A 15932-nucleotide genomic window follows, 5' to 3' on the forward strand; every position below is an offset into this window, starting at 1 on the left:
ATCCGTCGGTCCGGGGAATATTCCTGGTGTCTCGTCTACCACGCGGGACAGCCTACGCCCGGGTAGCTTGTCCCGGGCCCAACGGGGCGAGGAACAGGGGGTGTGCCCGCGCGTCCCCGCTCGCCTGGCAGAATGCGTAGGGTCGACGCGTGGACGCGGCCCCCCGTGTCCACACCGTCCCAGTGTCCCCGTGAGGAGAAGCAGAAGCCGTGAGCAGCGTGATCGACTGGCAGCGGTCGGGCGAGTATTCCGACATCATCTACGAGACCGCGGAGGGCATCGCCAAGATCACGATCAACCGCCCAGAGGTCCACAACGCCTTCCGCCCGCAGACGCTGTTCGAGCTCCAGGACGCCTTCAACATCGCGCGGGACGACTCCGAGGTCGGTGTGATCATCTTCACCGGCGCCGGTGACCAGGCGTTCTGCTCCGGCGGTGACCAGAAGATCCGCGGCGACGACGGCTACATGGGCGACGACGCCGTGGCCAAGCAGGGCATCGGCCGCCTCAACGTGCTCGACCTCCAGGTGCAGATCCGCCGCCTGCCCAAGCCGGTGATCTGCATGGTCGCCGGGTGGTCCATCGGCGGCGGCAACGTCCTCCAGGTCTGCTGCGACCTCACCATCGCCGCGGACAACGCCAAGTTCGGGCAGACCGGTCCCCAGGTCGGCTCCTTCGACGGCGGGTACGGCTCCTGGTTGCTGGCCGAGACCGTCGGCCTGAAGAAGGCGCGCGAGATCTGGTACCTGTGCCGCCAGTACAGCGCCCAGGAGGCCCTGGACATGGGCATGGTCAACACCGTCGTGCCGCTGGCGGACCTGGAGAAGGAGACCGTCCAGTGGGCGCGTGAGATGCTCACCAAGTCGCCGCTGGCCCTGCGCATGGTCAAGGGCGCGATCAACGCCGTCAGCGACGGCGCCGCGGGCATGCAGCAGTTCGCCGGGGACGCGACGATGCTCTACTACATGAGCGAGGAGGCCCAGGAGGGCCGGGACGCGTTCAAGGAGAAGCGCCGTCCGGAGTTCGACAAGTTCCCGCGCCGCCCGTGACCGCCGACCCCGGGTCGGTGGACGGTCCCGCCGGGGGGCGCTCCTTCGCGATCGGCCTGCGCGACCGCTTCCGCGGCATCACCGTGCGCGAGGGCATGCTCGTGCGCGGAGCGGCCGGGTGGGGTGAGTTCTCGCCCTTCGCCGAGTACGGTCCGGGCGAGTGCTCGCGCTGGTGGGCGGCCTGCCACGAGGCCGCCCACCAGGGCTGGCCCGCACCCGTGCGCGACCGCGTGCCGGTCAACGTCACGGTGCCCGCCGTGGACCCCGAGCGGGCCGCCGCGATCGTCCGCGCCGGGGGCTGCGCCACCGCCAAGGTCAAGGTGGCCGAACGCGGCCAGGCCCCGGGCGATGACATCGCCCGCGTCGAGGCCGTGCGCGACGCCATCGGCCCCTCGGGGCGCGTGCGCGTGGACGCCAACGGGGCCTGGGACGTCGACACGGCCGTGCGGATGGTCAGGGAACTGGACCGGTTCGGTCTGGAGTACGTCGAGCAGCCGTGCGCGACCCTGGACGACCTCGGCCGGGTGCGGCGTCGGGTCGACGTGCCGGTCGCCGCCGACGAGTCGGTGCGCCGGGCCGAGGACCCGATGCGCGTCCGCGCCGCCGGGGCCGCCGACATCGTCGTGCTCAAGGTGCAGCCGCTCGGCGGCGTGCGCGCGGCCCTGCGGGTCGCCGAGGCGTGCGGACTGCCGGTGGTGGTCTCCAGCGCCGTCGAGACCTCCGTCGGACTGGCCGCCGGGGTGGCGTTGGCGGCCGCTCTGCCGGATCTTCCGTACGCGTGCGGGTTGGCGACCGCGCAGATGCTGACCGGCGACGTCACCGCCGACCCGCTGCTGCCGGTGGGCGGGAGCCTGCCGGTACGCGCGGTGTCGGTGGACGAGGAGCGCCTGCGCGCGGTCGAGACCGATCCGTCGGACTGGCGGTCCCGCGCCGAGGCCGCCCGCACGGCGGGAGGCCCGGCCGGACCCTGACCGCGTCCGGGAGGGGCGGGGCGCAGATCACAGCCGTGACCTGCCGCCGTACCCTCGTGAACGGGGTTCACTGGACAGACGGGGTCCCACCGAACCCGCACGACCAGCACGAGTCAGGAGCCAGGCAGGAGGTGACCGACGTGGCGACGTCCGGTCGCGCCGTCCGGCCCCCGGCCCGCGCCGTCGGACACCTCGACACCGCCGCCCACGGCACCGACGACCGGTACCCCCGCACCCGCGAGCGGGCTGACGGCCACCGTGACACCACCCGCAAGGAGGCAGGGGCGTCCCTCCCGGACAGAGCAGTCCCGGGAACCGGCCCCGAGAACCCCATGAATCCGTCTACCGCCCTGGCCCGGGTCCTCGTCGACGAGCTGGTCCGGTGCGGCCTGGAGGAGGCCGTGGTCGCGCCGGGGTCGCGCTCGACGCCGCTCGCGCTCGCCCTGGTCGCCCACCCCGACGTGCGTGTCCACGTGCGGGTCGACGAACGCTCGGCGTCCTTCCTCGCACTCGGTCTGGCGCGGGCCTCCCGGCTTCCGGTGGCGGTGGTGTGCACCTCGGGGACGGCGGCCGCGAACTTCCACCCGTCGGTCATGGAGGCCGACGAGAGCGGGGTGCCGCTGCTGGTCCTCACCGCGGACCGGCCGCCCGAACTCCGGGGCACGGGAGCCAACCAGACGGTCGACCAGATCGGCCTGTACGGGGGCGCCGTGCGCATGTTCGCGGAGGTGGGCACGCCCGACCAGGTACCGGGCATGGTGCCGTACTGGCGGTCGCTGGTCTGTCGCGCGTGGAGCTCCGCGGTCGACCGCCGTCCCGGTCCGGTCCACCTCAACGTCGCCTTCCGCGACCCGCTGACCCCCGACGGACCCTCGCCCGTGGCGTGGACCGCGCCGCTGGACGGCCGCGAGGGCGACCGCCCGTGGATCAACCGGCCCGGTCCGCCGGCCGAGCCCGCCCCGTACGTGCTGCCCGGCGTCGAGCGGGGCGTGATCGTGTGCGGTGACGGCGACTACGACCCGGTGCCGTTCCTGGCCCTGTCCGAGTCGACCGGGTGGCCGCTGCTCGCCGAACCCACCTCTAACGCCCGCCGGACCGGTGCGCTGTCCACCCACCGACAGCTGCTGGCCTCGCCGCGCTTCTCCGCCGCGCACACGCCGGAGCTGGTGGTCAGCGTCGGCCGCCCGAACCTGTCCCGCCAGGTCCTGGCCTACCTCCGGCGAGCGCCCCGGCACGTCGTGGTGACCGCCTCAGCGGTCGGTGATCCCGCCGCCGGGCTGGCCAACGCCTTCTCCGACCCGGCGCGCACCGCCACCGACGTCGTCGCCGCCGTCGCGCCTCCGGCCGGGGCGTCGTGGGAGGAGCCCGCGCGCACCGACTGGTCGCGCTCGTGGTGGCGGGCGGAGGAGGCGGCCCGCGTCGCGCTCGACCGGGTGCTGGACGCCGACGAGATGCTCAGCGAGCCGCGCCTGGCCCGCGACCTGGCCTCGCAGCTGTCCGCGGGGTCGCTGCTGTTCGCGGGGGCGAGCATGCCCATCCGCGACCTGGACGCGACGATGCGCGCCCGCTGCGGGCTGCGGCTCGTCGGCAACCGGGGTGTGAGCGGGATCGACGGGACGGTCTCCACGGCCGTCGGGGCGGCGCTCGCGCACCAGCACGACGGCGGTGGCCGGGCCTACGCCCTGTTGGGCGACCTGGCGATGCTGCACGACCAGAACGGCCTGATCATCGGGCCGGGGGAGCCGCGCCCGGATCTGGCCGTGGTGGTGGTCAACAACGACGGCGGGGGGATCTTCTCCGGCCTCGAACAGGCCGGGCATCCGGACTTCGAGCGGGTCTTCGGGACGCCGCACGGGGTCTCGATGGAGCGTGTCGCGGCCGTGGCCGACCTGCCGTACACGCGTCTGGAGTGGGCGGCCGACCTGCCCAAGGCACTCATGGGCGAGGGGCTGCGCGTGGTCGAGGTGCGTACCGGTCGGTCCGACAGCGCCGCGCTGCGCCGCCGGATGCAGGCGGTCGTCGACGAGGCGGTCGACGCGTTGGCGTGAGGCGGCGTCCCAGGGTTGGGGGCGGGCCGTGGGGGGAAGGAGGCCCACAAGGGACCGGCGGGACACCTGATCCCCGGGGGGCGTGCGTGGCGGGGTCGATCACGATGAACTACGTGCTGCACATGACCGAGCTGGCCCGTTGGCGTGGCGGCCAGGGTGATCTGGAACCGGACAGCCTGCACACCGACGGGTTCGTCCACGCCTCGCCCAACGAGCACGCCATGCTGGCGGTGGCCAACTCCCTGCACCGGTCCGCGACCGAGCCGTTCTGCGTCCTGGTGGTCGACACCGCGCGCCTGACCTGCGAGGTCCGCTGGGAGGACCCCTGCTCCCACATCACGTTGGACGAGCGGTTCGGTGCGGCTCTGGCCGAGGACCTCCTCTTCCCCCACATCTACGGCGCGATCCCGCGCGAGGCCGTCGTGGGCGTGCGCTACCTGCGACGCGAGCCTCCGGGGGTGTTCACGGCCGTCGACCAACGCGGATCGACGGCCGAGACGCTCGACCTGTTCCCGCACCCCGAGGGCGGCTGGTTCCGGGCCACGTGGCGCAGCGGGGTGTACGTGCGGCCGGAGGGCTATGACGCCGAACGCGAGACCGCGTCGGCGTTGCAGTACCTGCTGTGCCCGGGGGAGCGGTGCCGGTGGCACCGGCTGCGGTCGGCGCAGATGTGGTCCTTCTGCCGTGGCGGCCCGACCCTGATCGAACTGGGCGGGACCGGGCCCCGACCCGAGGAGCGCGAGAGGTACACGCTGGGACCGCACGCGGAGGCGGGGCAGTCGCTCCAGGTGCTGGTGCCCGCCGGGACCTGGCAGACCGCGCGCACGCTCACGGCGGAGGAGACCCTGGCGACGTGCTTCACGTCGCCCGCGTTCGAGTTCGAGGACCTGGAGGTCGCCGACGCGGGCGGGAGCCTGCGGTTCCCGCTCTTCGACGTCCGTCCCTGACGCGGGCCGTCCGTCCGTCGACGCGCTCAGCCTCCGCACCACCGGTGGCGGGTCAGGCGGAGGACGGAGGCGCCCACCGCGTAGGAGCCCAACACGGCCAGGGTGAACGCGTCCGCCTGGCCCGCTCCGGTGAGGCTGATCCCGGTGAGTCCGGCCAGCGTCGCGGTGAGCGCGAACGCCAGCACGGCGTGCCGGACCGCGGTTCCGGCGGGTGTCGCGGCCAGGATCCGCCCTCCGGCGCCGGAGGGAGCGGTGCGTGCCTCGACGCCGCCGAAGGCGACCACGAGGACCGCCAGCACCAGGGCGACCGAGACCAGCCAGGGCACCCGCTGCAGCAGCCACGCGGCCGATCCCACGGGCCACTGCGCCAGGAGGCCGGTGCCGTACAGGGCGGCGCCGGTGACGACCGCGGCGCTCATGTGCCACAGGAACACGGTCAGCACGACCGAGTTCACCGCCACGACCGCGGTCCAGGGCCGTGGGCGCCGCAGCAGCCGCCGCGCCGGACGCGAGAGCAACAGCACGACCGCGGTCTGGGTCAGGCCGAGGACCAGCAGGGCGAACGTCGGCGGCGAGGTGTTGCCCAGCTCCTGGCCGGGGACGGTCACCATGCTGATCGGGTAGGGGCCCAGCACGGTCAGTCCCAGCAGCAGGGCGAAGCCGCCCAGGGCGGCCGCGGCCGCGACGAGGGGGCGCGGACGCGCCCAGCGGTCCCGCCACACGTACCCGAGTTGGTGCAGGGTCAGCCAGACCAGCAGGTAGTTGGCGACGCCGACGATCGGGACCCCGAGGACCAGCCGTGCGGCGTCCAGGACCAGGACGAGCCCGACGAGCACCAGCGGCACCGCCGCCCCCCACCGGCGGTGCAGCCGGTGGGTCAGGGGGGCGAGGACGACGACGCTCAGGTAGGCGGCCAGGAACCACAGGGGGATGGCGGCGGCCCACACGGCCAGGCCGACGACCTCGGGAGAAGCCCTCAGCAGCAGTGCCGCGAACGCGACCGCCCACACGGCGGCGAGGAACGCCGTGGTCGGTCGCAGCAGGCGGTCCGTGCGCCCCAGCACCCAGCCGAGCGCGTCCCCGCCCCTGTCCCGGTGCGAGGTCAGGGACGCCGCGTTGGCGTACCCGCCGACCAGGAAGAACACCGGCATGACCTGGAAGAGCCAGGTCAGCGGTTGGGTCCAGGCGAGGATGCCGAGGGCGTTGCGCCCGCCGATCCCGTCGTCGGTGCTGACCACCACGGCCAGCCAGTGGCCCAGGACGACCAGCGCGATGGCCAGGGCGCGCAACAGGTCCACGTAGCGGTTGCGGCGCTGCGGGGTCGATCGGGCGGTCTCGCGTATCCGGCGCAGGACCGCCGGTGTTCTGGGACGCCACGTGTGGGGCATGGGACGCGACCACCGATCCGGATCCGAAGGATTGACCCTGTGTAGTCTCACCCATCCGACGGGTGCTCGCCGGTGCGGCCCGCCCGGAGGCCCCGGGTCCGTCGGACGGCACGCTCCGGGGCGGTCCCGGCGGCGTGCGGACCGGGGCGCCAGCTGCGTCGAGGCCGGACGCGCCGCCCCGCCACCGACTGTCCCCCGGGGCTCTGACCAGTCCCTATGCTGTGACGCATGGTCGAACACCCGCGTCGGCCACCGTTGGGCGGTGACCTCGCCCAGCGCGTGGTCGACCTGATCGCGCCCACCATCAGCCACAACATCAATGTCATGGACGAGCACGGCACCATCATCGCCTGCCTCGACCCGTCCCGCCTCGGCACCCTCCACCGGGGCGCCCAGCGGGTGATCGCCGAGGGGCGCGGCGTCCTCGTCACCTCCCCCGAACCCGGCACCTCCGACCGGCCCGGAGCCAACGAACCGCTGATGGTCGACGGGGAGCTGCGCGGCGTGGTCGGCGTGACCGGAGACCCCAACGAGGTCGCCCCGCTCGCCCGCGTCGTCGCGCTCACCGTCCAGCTCCTCATCGCCCAGGAACACGAACAGGACGCCGTCACCCGCCGCCACACCGAGGCCCGCGACCTCATCGCCGCCCTCGGCTCCGGCACCACCGACCCCGACGCCGCGCGGTCCCGCCTGACGTCGGCGGGCCTCGCCCCGCCCTGGTCGCTGGCCCTGTGGGCGGCCGCCGAACCGCGCGCCGACGCCTCCGCCGCTCCGCCCTCCCTCGCCGAGACCGCCGTGGTCCGCATCAACGCCGACGCCGGTCGCCGGGCCGCCGTCCTCCACGGCGCCCTCTGGCTGGTCGGCACCGGCACCGCCCCGCCGCCCCACTCCCTGGGTCTTCCGGCTGACAGCCGCCACCTGGTCACCGCGCCCACCGGCGACGTCGACGTGCTGCTGGCGCACGCCGAGGAGGCCCGCGCGCTGTGCCGGTACGCGGGTCTGATCCCCACCCTGGCCGTCATCGACCCGTGGTCACGGGCGATCGCCGTGGCGGTCGCCCACCTGCCGCCGCGCACCCTCGCGCACCTGGCGGGCCGGGTCGCGTCCCTGACCGAGGCGCAGCGGCGCACCGTCCTGGCGGTGGGCTCCACGACCTCGATGCAGGCCGCCGCCGACTCCGTCTACGTCCACCGCAACACCCTGCTGCAACGGGTGGAACGCATCCGGTCGGCGACGGGGCTGGACCTGCGCCGCGCCGACCACCTGACCACGCTCCTGATGGGGCTGTACGCGCGTGAAGCGGTGGGCACTTCGCACACACGCCGAACACAACCTCACAGGAAGACTGGGCGAAACACCGTCGAAACGCACGAGTGGCGTGCCTAACATCTCCTGCATGTCCCACGCGTTTCCCACAGATGACGAGGTCAGCGCCTTCCGCGTCGCCGTCGTCCCCGACTCGTTCAAGGGCAGCGCCCGTGCCGTGGACGTGGCGGCGGCGATGGCCCGGGGGGTCGAACAGGCCTTCGTCGACGCGGACCGGGAGGTGCGCGTCGACACCCTTCCCTTCGCCGACGGCGGAGAGGGCACCCTCGACGCGCTGCTCGGCGCCTGGGCCACCACCGCGCTCACCGCGGACACCACCGACGCGCTCGGCCGTCCGATCACTGCCCGGTACGGCCTCTCCCCGGACGGCCGTACGGGTGTCGTCGAGGCCGCCGAGGCCAACGGCCTGCCCCTGGTCGCCGACGTCCCGCTCCGGCCGTTGGCCGCGAGCACCCGGGGCGTCGGCCCGCTCGTGACGGCGCTGCTGGACGCGGGCGCCGAGGAGATCCTGCTGTGCATCGGCGGATCCGCCACCACCGACGGCGGCGCCGGCCTGCTCTCCGCGTTGGGCGCCCGGTTCCTGGCCGAGGACGGCTCGGAACTGCCGGACGGGGGAGGCGCCCTCGTCGACCTGGACCGCCTCGACCTCGGCGGACTCGACCCGCGCGCCCGGTCGGCGCGCTGGCGGATCGCCTGCGACGTCACCAACCCGCTCGTCGGCGACGAGGGGGCGGCGGCCGTCTTCGGCCCGCAGAAGGGCGCGACTCCGGACGACGTCCGGGTGCTCGACGCCGGGTTGGACCGCCTGGCCGACGTGCTCTGCCGGGAGACCGGCGTCGACGTCCGCGATCGCTCGGGCACGGGGGCCGCCGGGGGACTCCCCGCACCGCTGATCGCCCTCCTGGACGCCGAGACCGTCCCCGGATCGGAGCTGGTCGCCCAGGTCCTGGACGCCGAGCGGCTGCTCGGCCGGGCCGACCTGGTCCTGACCGGCGAGGGGTCCTTCGACCGCCAGTCGCTGGCGGGCAAGGTCGTCGACGCGGTCCGCCGCCTCACCCCCACGGGCACGCCCGTCGTGGTCATCGCGGGAAGCGTGTCGGTTCCGCCCGAGGACCTTCGGGGATCCGGGATCACCGCGGCCTTCTCCACGGCACGGGGGCCCGCCTCCCTGGAACGTATGAGAAAGGAGGTGCTGCCGAGCATCACCGAGGCGGCGTTCCACTGCTGCCGTCTCGCCGCACACCGCCCCGCACCACCGCACGCTCCGAAGGAACCCCGTCCATGACCTCCCTCATCATCCTCATCCTCCTGGTGGCGGGCATCGTGTTCGTCACCGCCCGCTGGAAGGTCAGCCCCTTCCTGGCGTTGACGGGCGCCGCGCTCCTCGGCGCCTTCGCCTTCCGGCTGCCGCTGGGCGAGATCGTCCCCACGGTGACCACCGCGTTCGGCGGCACCCTGGGCAACATCGGTCTCGTCATCCTCTTCGGCACCATGATCGGCATGATCCTGGAGCGCTCCGGCGCCGCGATCGCGATGGCCGAGGCGCTGATCAGGGTGCTCGGCACCCGGTTCCCGAACCTCACGATGTCGATCATCGGCTGGATCGTCTCCATCCCGGTGTTCTGCGACTCCGGGTACGTCATCCTCAACTCGCTGCGCAAGGCGGTCACCCTGCGCACAGGTGTGTCGGCGCTGGCCACCTCGATCGCGCTGATGACCGGCCTGTACGCGACGCACACGCTGGTGCCGCCGACCCCGGGCCCGCTCGCCGCCGCCGAGAACATCGGCGTCGCCGACAACCTCGGCCTGATCATCGCGGTCGGCGCGCCGGTCTCCGCCGTGGCGGCCCTGGCCGGACTGGCGTACGCACGGCTGTTCGCGCGCAAGGAGTTCACGCCGCTGCCCGCGGAGAGCGAGGAGGACATCTCCACGCAGACCTACGAGGAGCTGCGCGCGAGCTACGGCAGACTGCCCAACGCCTTCCACGCGTTCCTGCCGATCCTGCTGCCGCTGGCGCTCATCTGCGCCTCCTCGATCGTGCAGCTCCCCGCGCGGCCGATCGGCGAGGGCACCGCCTTCGACGCCGTCACGTTCCTGGGCACCCCGCTCATCGCGCTCATCCTCGGTCTGCTGGTCGCGGTGACTCTGCTGCGCGGAGGGGACCGGCTGGCGCTGTTCCACGAGCAGGTGCACGAGTCGATCCGCGTCGCCGCCCCCATCCTGCTGATCACCGGTGCGGGCGCCGCCTTCGGCGCCGTGCTGGCGGCCTCGCCGCTGACCGGCTTCCTCTCCGACCACCTGACCGGCCTGGGCATCGGGCTGGCCGTGCCGTTCCTGATCGCGGCGGCGCTCAAGACGGCGCAGGGGTCGTCGACGGTGTCGATCGTGAGCACGTCCGCGCTGGTCGCGCCGATGCTCGCGGCGCTCGGACTCGGCTCCCCGGAGGGCATGGTCCTGACCGTGCTCGCCATCGGCGCGGGCGCGATGGTGGTCTCGCACGCCAACGACTCCTACTTCTGGGTGGTCTCCCAGATCAGCCGGATCCCGGTGCCGACCGCCTACCGGACCCTGACGGTGGCGACGGCCGTCGAGGGCGCCGCGGCGTTCGCCGCGGTCCAGGTGCTGGGGTTCGTCCTGCTCTGACCTGAGCGGGCGCGTCCCCGGGAGCCCCTCCCGGTTCCGTTCCGTCCTCGGAACCGGGAGGGGCCGTACGCTGTCACCGACCGGGCGTCGCCGCCGACACCGGCCGCTGCTCTGTCGTCCCGGTCAGGCGGTGAGAACGTCGATCGAGCGCGCCACCGTGCCGAACAGGTCGGCGATCGTTGTCAGGCTCGCCGTCTGGAGCGCGGCCGCGGGCACCGTGCTCCCGTCGGGCGCGGGCAGGGAGCGGGTGGCGGTCGCCTCGGCCACGACCGTGGGCCGGTAGCCGAGCTTGAACGCGCCCTGCGCGGTGAACGTGACGCACATGTGCGTCATGAACCCGGCCAGCACCAGGTCGGGCCCGGCGTCCAGGTCGCGCAGCGTCTTCTCCAGGTCGGTGTCGTGGAACGCGTCGGGGAACCGCTTGACCACGACCGGTTCGCCGTCGGCGGGCGCCACCTCGGGGCTGATAGCGCCGATCTCGGCGCGGATGTCGTAGGGAGTGCCCTCCCCTCCGTCGTTGACGACGTGGACGACCGGCGTCCCCGCCGAGCGGGCGGCGGCGAGCAGTCGGGCCCCGGCGGCCAGCGCCGGTTCGGCCCCGTCGAGCGCCATGACGCCGTCGCGGTAGGTGTTCTGGAAGTCGATCATGACCAGGGTGCTCTCGCCGAGGCGGGGCAGTGTGGCGTCGAGGCCGATCACGTCGCGCAGGGTTCTGGAGGCAGGCATGAGGGGTTCCTTTCGTCGGAGGGAATTCGGGCATGGCGAAGCCGCTCTGGGCTCGCGTGCCCGGGATCAGGGGGTGGTGCGGAAGCGCCGTCGGTAGGCCGCCGGGGTGGTGTTGAGCTGCCGGCGGAAGGCGCGGTGCAGGGTCTCCACCGAGCCCATCCCGGTGGTGGCCGCGACCTGTTCGAGTGGCGTGTCGGTGGTCTCCAACAGGCGCCGGGCCGTCTCGACCCGGGCGGCCTGCACGTAGGCGGCCGGACTGGTGCCGGTCTCCTGGCGGAAGACCCGCGCGAAGTGGCGCTCGCTCAGGCACATGCGCTCGGCGAGGGCGGGTGCGGACAGGTCGTCGTCGAGGTGTTCGGCGATGAACGCGCGCAGTTCGTCGATGTCCCTGCGGGCCGTCGCGGGTTGGCTCAACGGCACGCTGAACTGGCTCTGGCCGCCCTGCCGCCGGAGGTACACGACCAGCTGGCGGGCCACGGCCAGGGCGAGGTCCTCGCCGTGGTCCTCGGCGAGCAGGGCGAGCGCCAGATCCATGCAGGCGCTGATGCCCGCGCCGGTCCACACCCGGCCGGAGCGGACGAAGACCGGGTCGGGGTCGACCCGGACCTCGGGGTGGCCGGCCGCCAACTGCGCGGCCGTCGACCAGTGCGTGGTCGCTCGGAGACCGTCCAGCAGCCCGGCCGCCGCGAGCACGTGCGCTCCCACGCAGACGGACGCGATCCGCCGTGCGTGCGGCGCCGTCGCCCTGACCCACTCGACCACGGTGTCGTCGACCAGGGCCACCGGGCCGTCCGGGCGCACGTCCACCGCGCCGGGCACCAGCAGGGTGTCCACCGCCGCGCCCACCTCGGCGAAGGAGAGGTCGGCGACGAGCCGGACACCGGCCGAGGTGAGGACCGGTCCGGGGTCGGGGGCCGCCAGGCGGACCTCGTAGCCCGCCCGGCCACCGCTCTCCCGGTTGGCCAGGGCGAACACCTCGGCCGGGCCGGTGACGTCGAGCAGGTCGACGTCCGGGAAGAGCGCGATGACGACGCGGTGCGGAGTGGGCATGCGTCCATCGTCGCGGCCCCACCTCGTGGCCGCAATGACGGTGTTCTGTCGCATCCGGCCACCGGCCCCGTGTCGTACCGCTGGGGCACAATGCCGCCATGACCCATCGCCACCACGGCATCGACTACGTCGAACTGACCGTCACCGACCTCGACCGGGCCAAGCGCTTCTACACCGAGGCCTTCGGCTGGAGCTTCAACGACTACGGGCCCCAGTACGCGGGCATCCGCAACCCCGCGGGCGGGCAGGCCCCCGAGGTCGGCGGCCTCGCTCTGGGCGAACGGCCCCGACCGGGCGGGCCGTTCGTCCTGCTCTACTCCACCGACCTGGACGCGTCGGCGGAGGCCGTCCGCGAGGCCGGAGGCGAGGTGGTCGACGGCCCCTACGCCTTCCCCGGCGGGCGGCGGTTCCACTTCACCGACCCGAGCGGCAACGAGCTGGGCGTCTGGTCGGAGCGGTGACCCGGGGGCCCCGCCGCGGTCCGCGGCGGGGGCCCGCCTCAGGTCAGCCGCGCTCGAAGTGGCGGCGGCGCTCGAAGTCGGTGACCGACGCCGAGAACGCGGCCAGCTCGGAGCGGGCCGCGGCGGCCTGGTGCCGCACCACGTCCGGGCCGAAGCAGGCGCGGGCGATCCCGCTGCCCTCCCACGCGAGGACGGCCTCCTCCAGGGAGGTGGGCAGCCGGGGCCCGTCCTGGGCGAACGCGTTGCCCACCGTCGGCTCCGGCAGGGGAAGCGCCTGCTCGATCCCGTACAGCCCCGCCGCGACGATCGCCGCCACCGCCAGGTAGGGGTTGGCGTCCCCGCCGGGCACGCGGAACTCGATCCGCGCCGACTCCCCGGAGCCCACCACGCGGACCGGGCACGTCCGGTTGTCCAGCCCCCAGGCGATGCTGCTCGGCGCGAACGCGTCCGGCGCCAGCCGCTTGAACGAGTTCATGTTCGGCGCGTACATCAGCGCGAAGTCGCGCATGCACGCCAGCTGCCCGGCCACGAAGTGCTCCATGTACTTCGACATGCCGTGCCGGCCGGTCCCGTCGTCGGCGAAGACCGGCGTCCCGTCCTCCTCGCGCAGCGACAGGTGCACGTGGCAGGAGTTGCCCTCACCGCCGTCGTACTTGGCCATGAACGTCAGCGCCACCCCGGCCTGGGCGGCCAGCTGCCGGGCGCCCGCCTTGTACACGACGTGGTTGTCGCAGGTGCGCAGCGCGTCGTCGTAGCGGAACACGATCTCGTACTGCCCCGGGTGGCACTCACCGCGCGCCGACTCCACGGTCATCCCCGTGCGCTCCATCGCCGTGCGGATCCGGCGCATGAGCGGGTCGATCCCGGAGACCTCGGGAACCGCGTAGTCGGAGTTGAACCGCGTCGCCGGGGTCAGGCCCCGGTAGTCGGCCTCGAACGCGCTCTGGTAGTCGTCCCGGAACACCAGGAACTCCAGTTCGGTCCCCGCCAGGGCCCGCCACCCGCGCTCGGCCAGCCGCGCGAGCTGGGTCCGGAGCACCTGCCGGGGCGCCACGGCCACGGGCGCGCCGTCGGCGCCGTGCGCGTCGCCCAGGACGAGCGCCGTCCCCGGGTCCCACGGCAGGTACCGCAGGGTGGACAGGTCCGGCACGATGTCGAAGTCGCCCAGGCCGCCGCCCCACGGATCCGTCGCGTACCCCGGGCGCGCCTCCATCTCCACGTCGGTGGCCAGCAGGTACAGGCACGCGCCGAACCCGTCCCGGACGATCCGGTCGGTGAAGTCGCGCGGGTTGACCCGGCTGCCCTGCACCCGGCCCTGCAGGTCCGGCAGGGCGACCAGCACGTCGGCGATCGCCCCCGAGGCCGCGTCCGCGCGCAGCTGCTCCAGCGGGACCGGGAAGGGCGGCGGCGGGGGGGACGGCGGCAGCGTCTCGGTCAGCGGCGGCAGGTCGGCGCCGAATGCGGCGGTCACTTCTCCCCCTCCGCACGGTGCAGCGGGTTGGGGATCGGCGGCGCGTCGAGGTGGAACTCGGCGTCGCGCTCGGCCCGCTCGTGGTACCCGCCGCCCAGCAGGCGCTCCCGGTTCAGGCACACCCGCTCGAACTCCGGCTGGAGCAGGTCGAAGGCGGCGAACCGCTCGGCCAGCTCGGGGAACTCCTCCTGGTAGCGCAGGATCTCGGCGCGCACCAGCCCCCAGAACCGGTCCTCGGCCACGCCCAGCTGCTCCTCGACCAGCGGTGCCAGGTACCGGAAGTGCCCGATGAACAGGGACTTGGCGATCGAGGAGGTCAGCTCCCGGGCGTCGAAGCGCATGAGCACGCCCAGCGCCGCCTCGGGCAGGTCCGCGTACTCCGGCAGGTCGGTGTCCAGCAGCTTCATGTCGTCCACGAAGTCCTTGACCGCGAGCCGGGTCGGGCGGTCGCGGTCGTCGTAGACCACGATCGCGTTCTCCCCGTGCGGGTTGAACGCCAGCCCGTAGCGGTAGAGCAGGTGCAGCACGGGCGGCAGGATCGCGCCGAACAGCGCGCTCAGCCACTCCTCGGCGTCCAGCCCCGAGCGCTCGACCAGCTCGGCGGTCAGCGCGCGCCCGCGGCCGTCCACGTGCAGCAGGGCGGCGAGCGTGCGGGCGGTCTCGTCCTCCCGCAGCCGCTCGGTGACGGGCTCGCGCCACAGCGCGCCCAGCAGCTGGCGGTGCCGGTAGGGCGCGTCGGGGATGTCCTCCAGCACGGGGTGGCGCACGGCGACGGCGGCCACCTCGCCGGGCAGGATGACCTCGCAGCGCTCGGACAGGAAGGCGTCCTTGTCGCGGAGCTGGTGCACCCACGTGGTGCTGGCGGGCGCGGCCCGGCACAGCTCGGTGGGGATGCCGCGGTAGACCATCGTGTTGAGGATGGCCAGCGACAGCTTCACGTTGAGCCGGTCGGGGCGGGTGAGGTTGGTGAAGGTGCGGATCGACTGCTGGGGCAGGTAGGCGTCGGGGGCGGTGCCCAGGGAGACGATCAGCCCGGCGGCCACCTCGGCGGCGAACAGCGGCACGACCACCTCGTCCCACTGCCAGGGGTGGACGGGCATCCACACGTACTCGTCGGCGCGCTCGCCGGTCTGGTCCTCCAGGCGCGCGGTGAACCGCTCCAGGACCTCGGGGTCCAGCTCCTGGGCGCGCAGCTCGGGCTGGGACAGGCCGGGCACGCCGTGGTGTTCGGCCAGCGAGCGGTGGACGGCGATCCACGGCAGGCGCTGGGCGCGGCGCTCCTCCGGCGGGTACAGCGCCCGGTCGCCCGCCGAGAAGCCCACCCGGCCCTTGTTGGCGAAGATCCACGGGTGCCCGCCCTGGTGCCCCTCCAGGTGGGCGTGGTCCAGGTCGGCCAGGTGGGCCGCGGTCGCCCCGTCCTCGGCCAGCCGGGTGTCGGAGGAGAGCGTGGACATCAGCTCGCCGACCGTGAACGCCTCCACGGCCGGGTCGACGACCCCGGCCGCGCCCAGGTCGCGCAGCAGACCGAAGGGCGTGGCCGGGGCCGCCGCGCCGTCGGGGGCGTGCCGCTCGACGCTGCCGGGCTCGACCCGCCAGGCGTCCATGCCGGTCCGGCGGCCGGTGAACGTGTAGGCGGCGCCCGCGCCGGTCTCGGCCCGCCACCGGCCCTCCCCCTCGGGGGCGGGCCGCAGCGCGTACTCGAAGCACAGCTCGGCGACCATCTTGGCGGTCAGGTGCTCGCAGGCGCGGTCCCACCGCTCCCGGGAGAGCTCGGTGGGCGCGGGCAGCGGATCGGGCGGCGTGACGGGCGGCCGGGTGACGTGCGTGTTCATCGTGTTCTCGCTTACGGGAG

Annotated in this window: 13 protein-coding genes; 8 read left to right on the forward strand and 5 right to left on the reverse strand. The window is 73.9% G+C overall.

The window, feature by feature from the left end; genetic code table 11:
* Nucleotides 1-209 precede the first annotated feature (209 nt).
* The 4 genes from menB (at nucleotide 210) to ACIBFB_RS08685 (ending at nucleotide 5015) form a co-directional block, all read left to right on the forward strand.
* On the forward strand, nucleotides 210-1049 hold the full coding sequence (gene menB, locus ACIBFB_RS08670) for a 1,4-dihydroxy-2-naphthoyl-CoA synthase (protein WP_397227819.1): 840 nt from the start codon (nucleotides 210-212) through the stop codon (nucleotides 1047-1049).
* Complete coding sequence (locus ACIBFB_RS08675; RefSeq protein WP_397227821.1) at nucleotides 1046-2020, forward strand: o-succinylbenzoate synthase; 975 nt, start codon at nucleotides 1046-1048, stop codon at nucleotides 2018-2020. The genes menB and ACIBFB_RS08675 overlap by 4 nt, the downstream gene beginning before the upstream one ends.
* A 332-nt stretch (nucleotides 2021-2352) precedes the next feature.
* Nucleotides 2353-4068: a 2-succinyl-5-enolpyruvyl-6-hydroxy-3-cyclohexene-1-carboxylic-acid synthase gene (menD, locus tag ACIBFB_RS08680; protein WP_397228431.1), complete on the forward strand. Its 1716-nt coding sequence runs from the start codon at nucleotides 2353-2355 to the stop codon at nucleotides 4066-4068.
* Nucleotides 4069-4154: 86 nt separating this feature from the next.
* Complete coding sequence (locus ACIBFB_RS08685) at nucleotides 4155-5015, forward strand: cupin domain-containing protein (RefSeq protein ID WP_397227823.1); 861 nt, start codon at nucleotides 4155-4157, stop codon at nucleotides 5013-5015.
* Nucleotides 5016-5041: 26 nt separating this feature from the next.
* Here the strand turns inward: ACIBFB_RS08685 and ACIBFB_RS08690 are convergent, their stop codons facing one another.
* Nucleotides 5042-6403 (reverse strand): acyltransferase, encoded by a 1362-nt coding sequence (locus ACIBFB_RS08690; RefSeq protein ID WP_397227825.1) that lies wholly within the window; start codon nucleotides 6401-6403, stop codon nucleotides 5042-5044.
* 228 nt (nucleotides 6404-6631) lie between these two features.
* On the opposite strand from ACIBFB_RS08690, the gene ACIBFB_RS08695 reads away from it, so the two are divergent.
* The 3 genes from ACIBFB_RS08695 to ACIBFB_RS08705 are packed head-to-tail and all read left to right on the forward strand — an operon-like array spanning nucleotide 6632 to nucleotide 10372.
* Nucleotides 6632-7789: a CdaR family transcriptional regulator gene (locus ACIBFB_RS08695; RefSeq protein WP_397227827.1), complete on the forward strand. Its 1158-nt coding sequence runs from the start codon at nucleotides 6632-6634 to the stop codon at nucleotides 7787-7789.
* A 10-nt stretch (nucleotides 7790-7799) separates the two neighbouring features.
* Nucleotides 7800-9014 (forward strand): glycerate kinase, encoded by a 1215-nt coding sequence (locus ACIBFB_RS08700; RefSeq protein ID WP_397227829.1) that lies wholly within the window; start codon nucleotides 7800-7802, stop codon nucleotides 9012-9014.
* Nucleotides 9011-10372, forward strand: coding sequence for a GntP family permease (locus ACIBFB_RS08705; protein ID WP_397227831.1), 1362 nt, complete (start codon nucleotides 9011-9013; stop codon nucleotides 10370-10372). Before ACIBFB_RS08700 ends, ACIBFB_RS08705 begins: the two co-directional genes overlap by 4 nt.
* Before the next feature lie 123 nt (nucleotides 10373-10495).
* On the opposite strand, the gene ACIBFB_RS08710 is transcribed toward ACIBFB_RS08705, so the two are convergent.
* On the reverse strand, nucleotides 10496-11098 hold the full coding sequence (locus tag ACIBFB_RS08710; RefSeq protein WP_397227833.1) for an isochorismatase family protein: 603 nt from the start codon (nucleotides 11096-11098) through the stop codon (nucleotides 10496-10498).
* A 66-nt stretch (nucleotides 11099-11164) separates the two neighbouring features.
* A complete protein-coding gene (locus tag ACIBFB_RS08715) occupies nucleotides 11165-12148 on the reverse strand; it encodes a GlxA family transcriptional regulator (RefSeq protein ID WP_397227835.1) in 984 nt (327 codons plus the stop codon).
* Between the two features lie 98 nt (nucleotides 12149-12246).
* Here ACIBFB_RS08715 and ACIBFB_RS08720 point away from each other — a divergent pair, with 98 nt between their 5' ends.
* Entirely contained in the window at nucleotides 12247-12609 is a 363-nt protein-coding gene (locus tag ACIBFB_RS08720; protein WP_397227837.1) for a VOC family protein, read from the forward strand.
* A 43-nt stretch (nucleotides 12610-12652) separates the two neighbouring features.
* Here the strand turns inward: ACIBFB_RS08720 and ACIBFB_RS08725 are convergent, their stop codons facing one another.
* Nucleotides 12653-14080, reverse strand: a complete 1428-nt coding sequence (locus tag ACIBFB_RS08725; protein ID WP_397227839.1) for a glutamine synthetase family protein — start codon at nucleotides 14078-14080, stop codon at nucleotides 12653-12655.
* A complete protein-coding gene (locus ACIBFB_RS08730; protein WP_397227841.1) occupies nucleotides 14077-15912 on the reverse strand; it encodes an IucA/IucC family protein in 1836 nt (611 codons plus the stop codon). The genes ACIBFB_RS08725 and ACIBFB_RS08730 overlap by 4 nt, the downstream gene beginning before the upstream one ends.
* Nucleotides 15913-15932 lie beyond the last annotated feature (20 nt).

This window comes from Nocardiopsis sp. NPDC050513 (genome assembly GCF_044457925.1).
Taxonomy (GTDB): Bacteria; Actinomycetota; Actinomycetes; order Streptosporangiales; family Streptosporangiaceae; genus Nocardiopsis.

Bases quoted from the DNA above. Each gene is read 5' to 3' on its own strand.
- menD (WP_397228431.1), top strand. From the start codon at position 2,353: ATGAATCCGTCTACCGCCCTGGCCCGGGTCCTCGTCGACGAGCTGGTC.
- ACIBFB_RS08690 (WP_397227825.1), bottom strand. From the start codon at position 6,403: ATGCCCCACACGTGGCGTCCCAGAACACCGGCGGTCCTGCGCCGGATA.
- ACIBFB_RS08695 (WP_397227827.1), top strand. From the start codon at position 6,632: ATGGTCGAACACCCGCGTCGGCCACCGTTGGGCGGTGACCTCGCCCAG.
- ACIBFB_RS08700 (WP_397227829.1), top strand. From the start codon at position 7,800: ATGTCCCACGCGTTTCCCACAGATGACGAGGTCAGCGCCTTCCGCGTC.
- ACIBFB_RS08705 (WP_397227831.1), top strand. From the start codon at position 9,011: ATGACCTCCCTCATCATCCTCATCCTCCTGGTGGCGGGCATCGTGTTC.
- ACIBFB_RS08710 (WP_397227833.1), bottom strand. From the start codon at position 11,098: ATGCCTGCCTCCAGAACCCTGCGCGACGTGATCGGCCTCGACGCCACA.
- ACIBFB_RS08715 (WP_397227835.1), bottom strand. From the start codon at position 12,148: ATGCCCACTCCGCACCGCGTCGTCATCGCGCTCTTCCCGGACGTCGAC.
- ACIBFB_RS08720 (WP_397227837.1), top strand. From the start codon at position 12,247: ATGACCCATCGCCACCACGGCATCGACTACGTCGAACTGACCGTCACC.
- ACIBFB_RS08730 (WP_397227841.1), bottom strand. From the start codon at position 15,912: ATGAACACGCACGTCACCCGGCCGCCCGTCACGCCGCCCGATCCGCTG.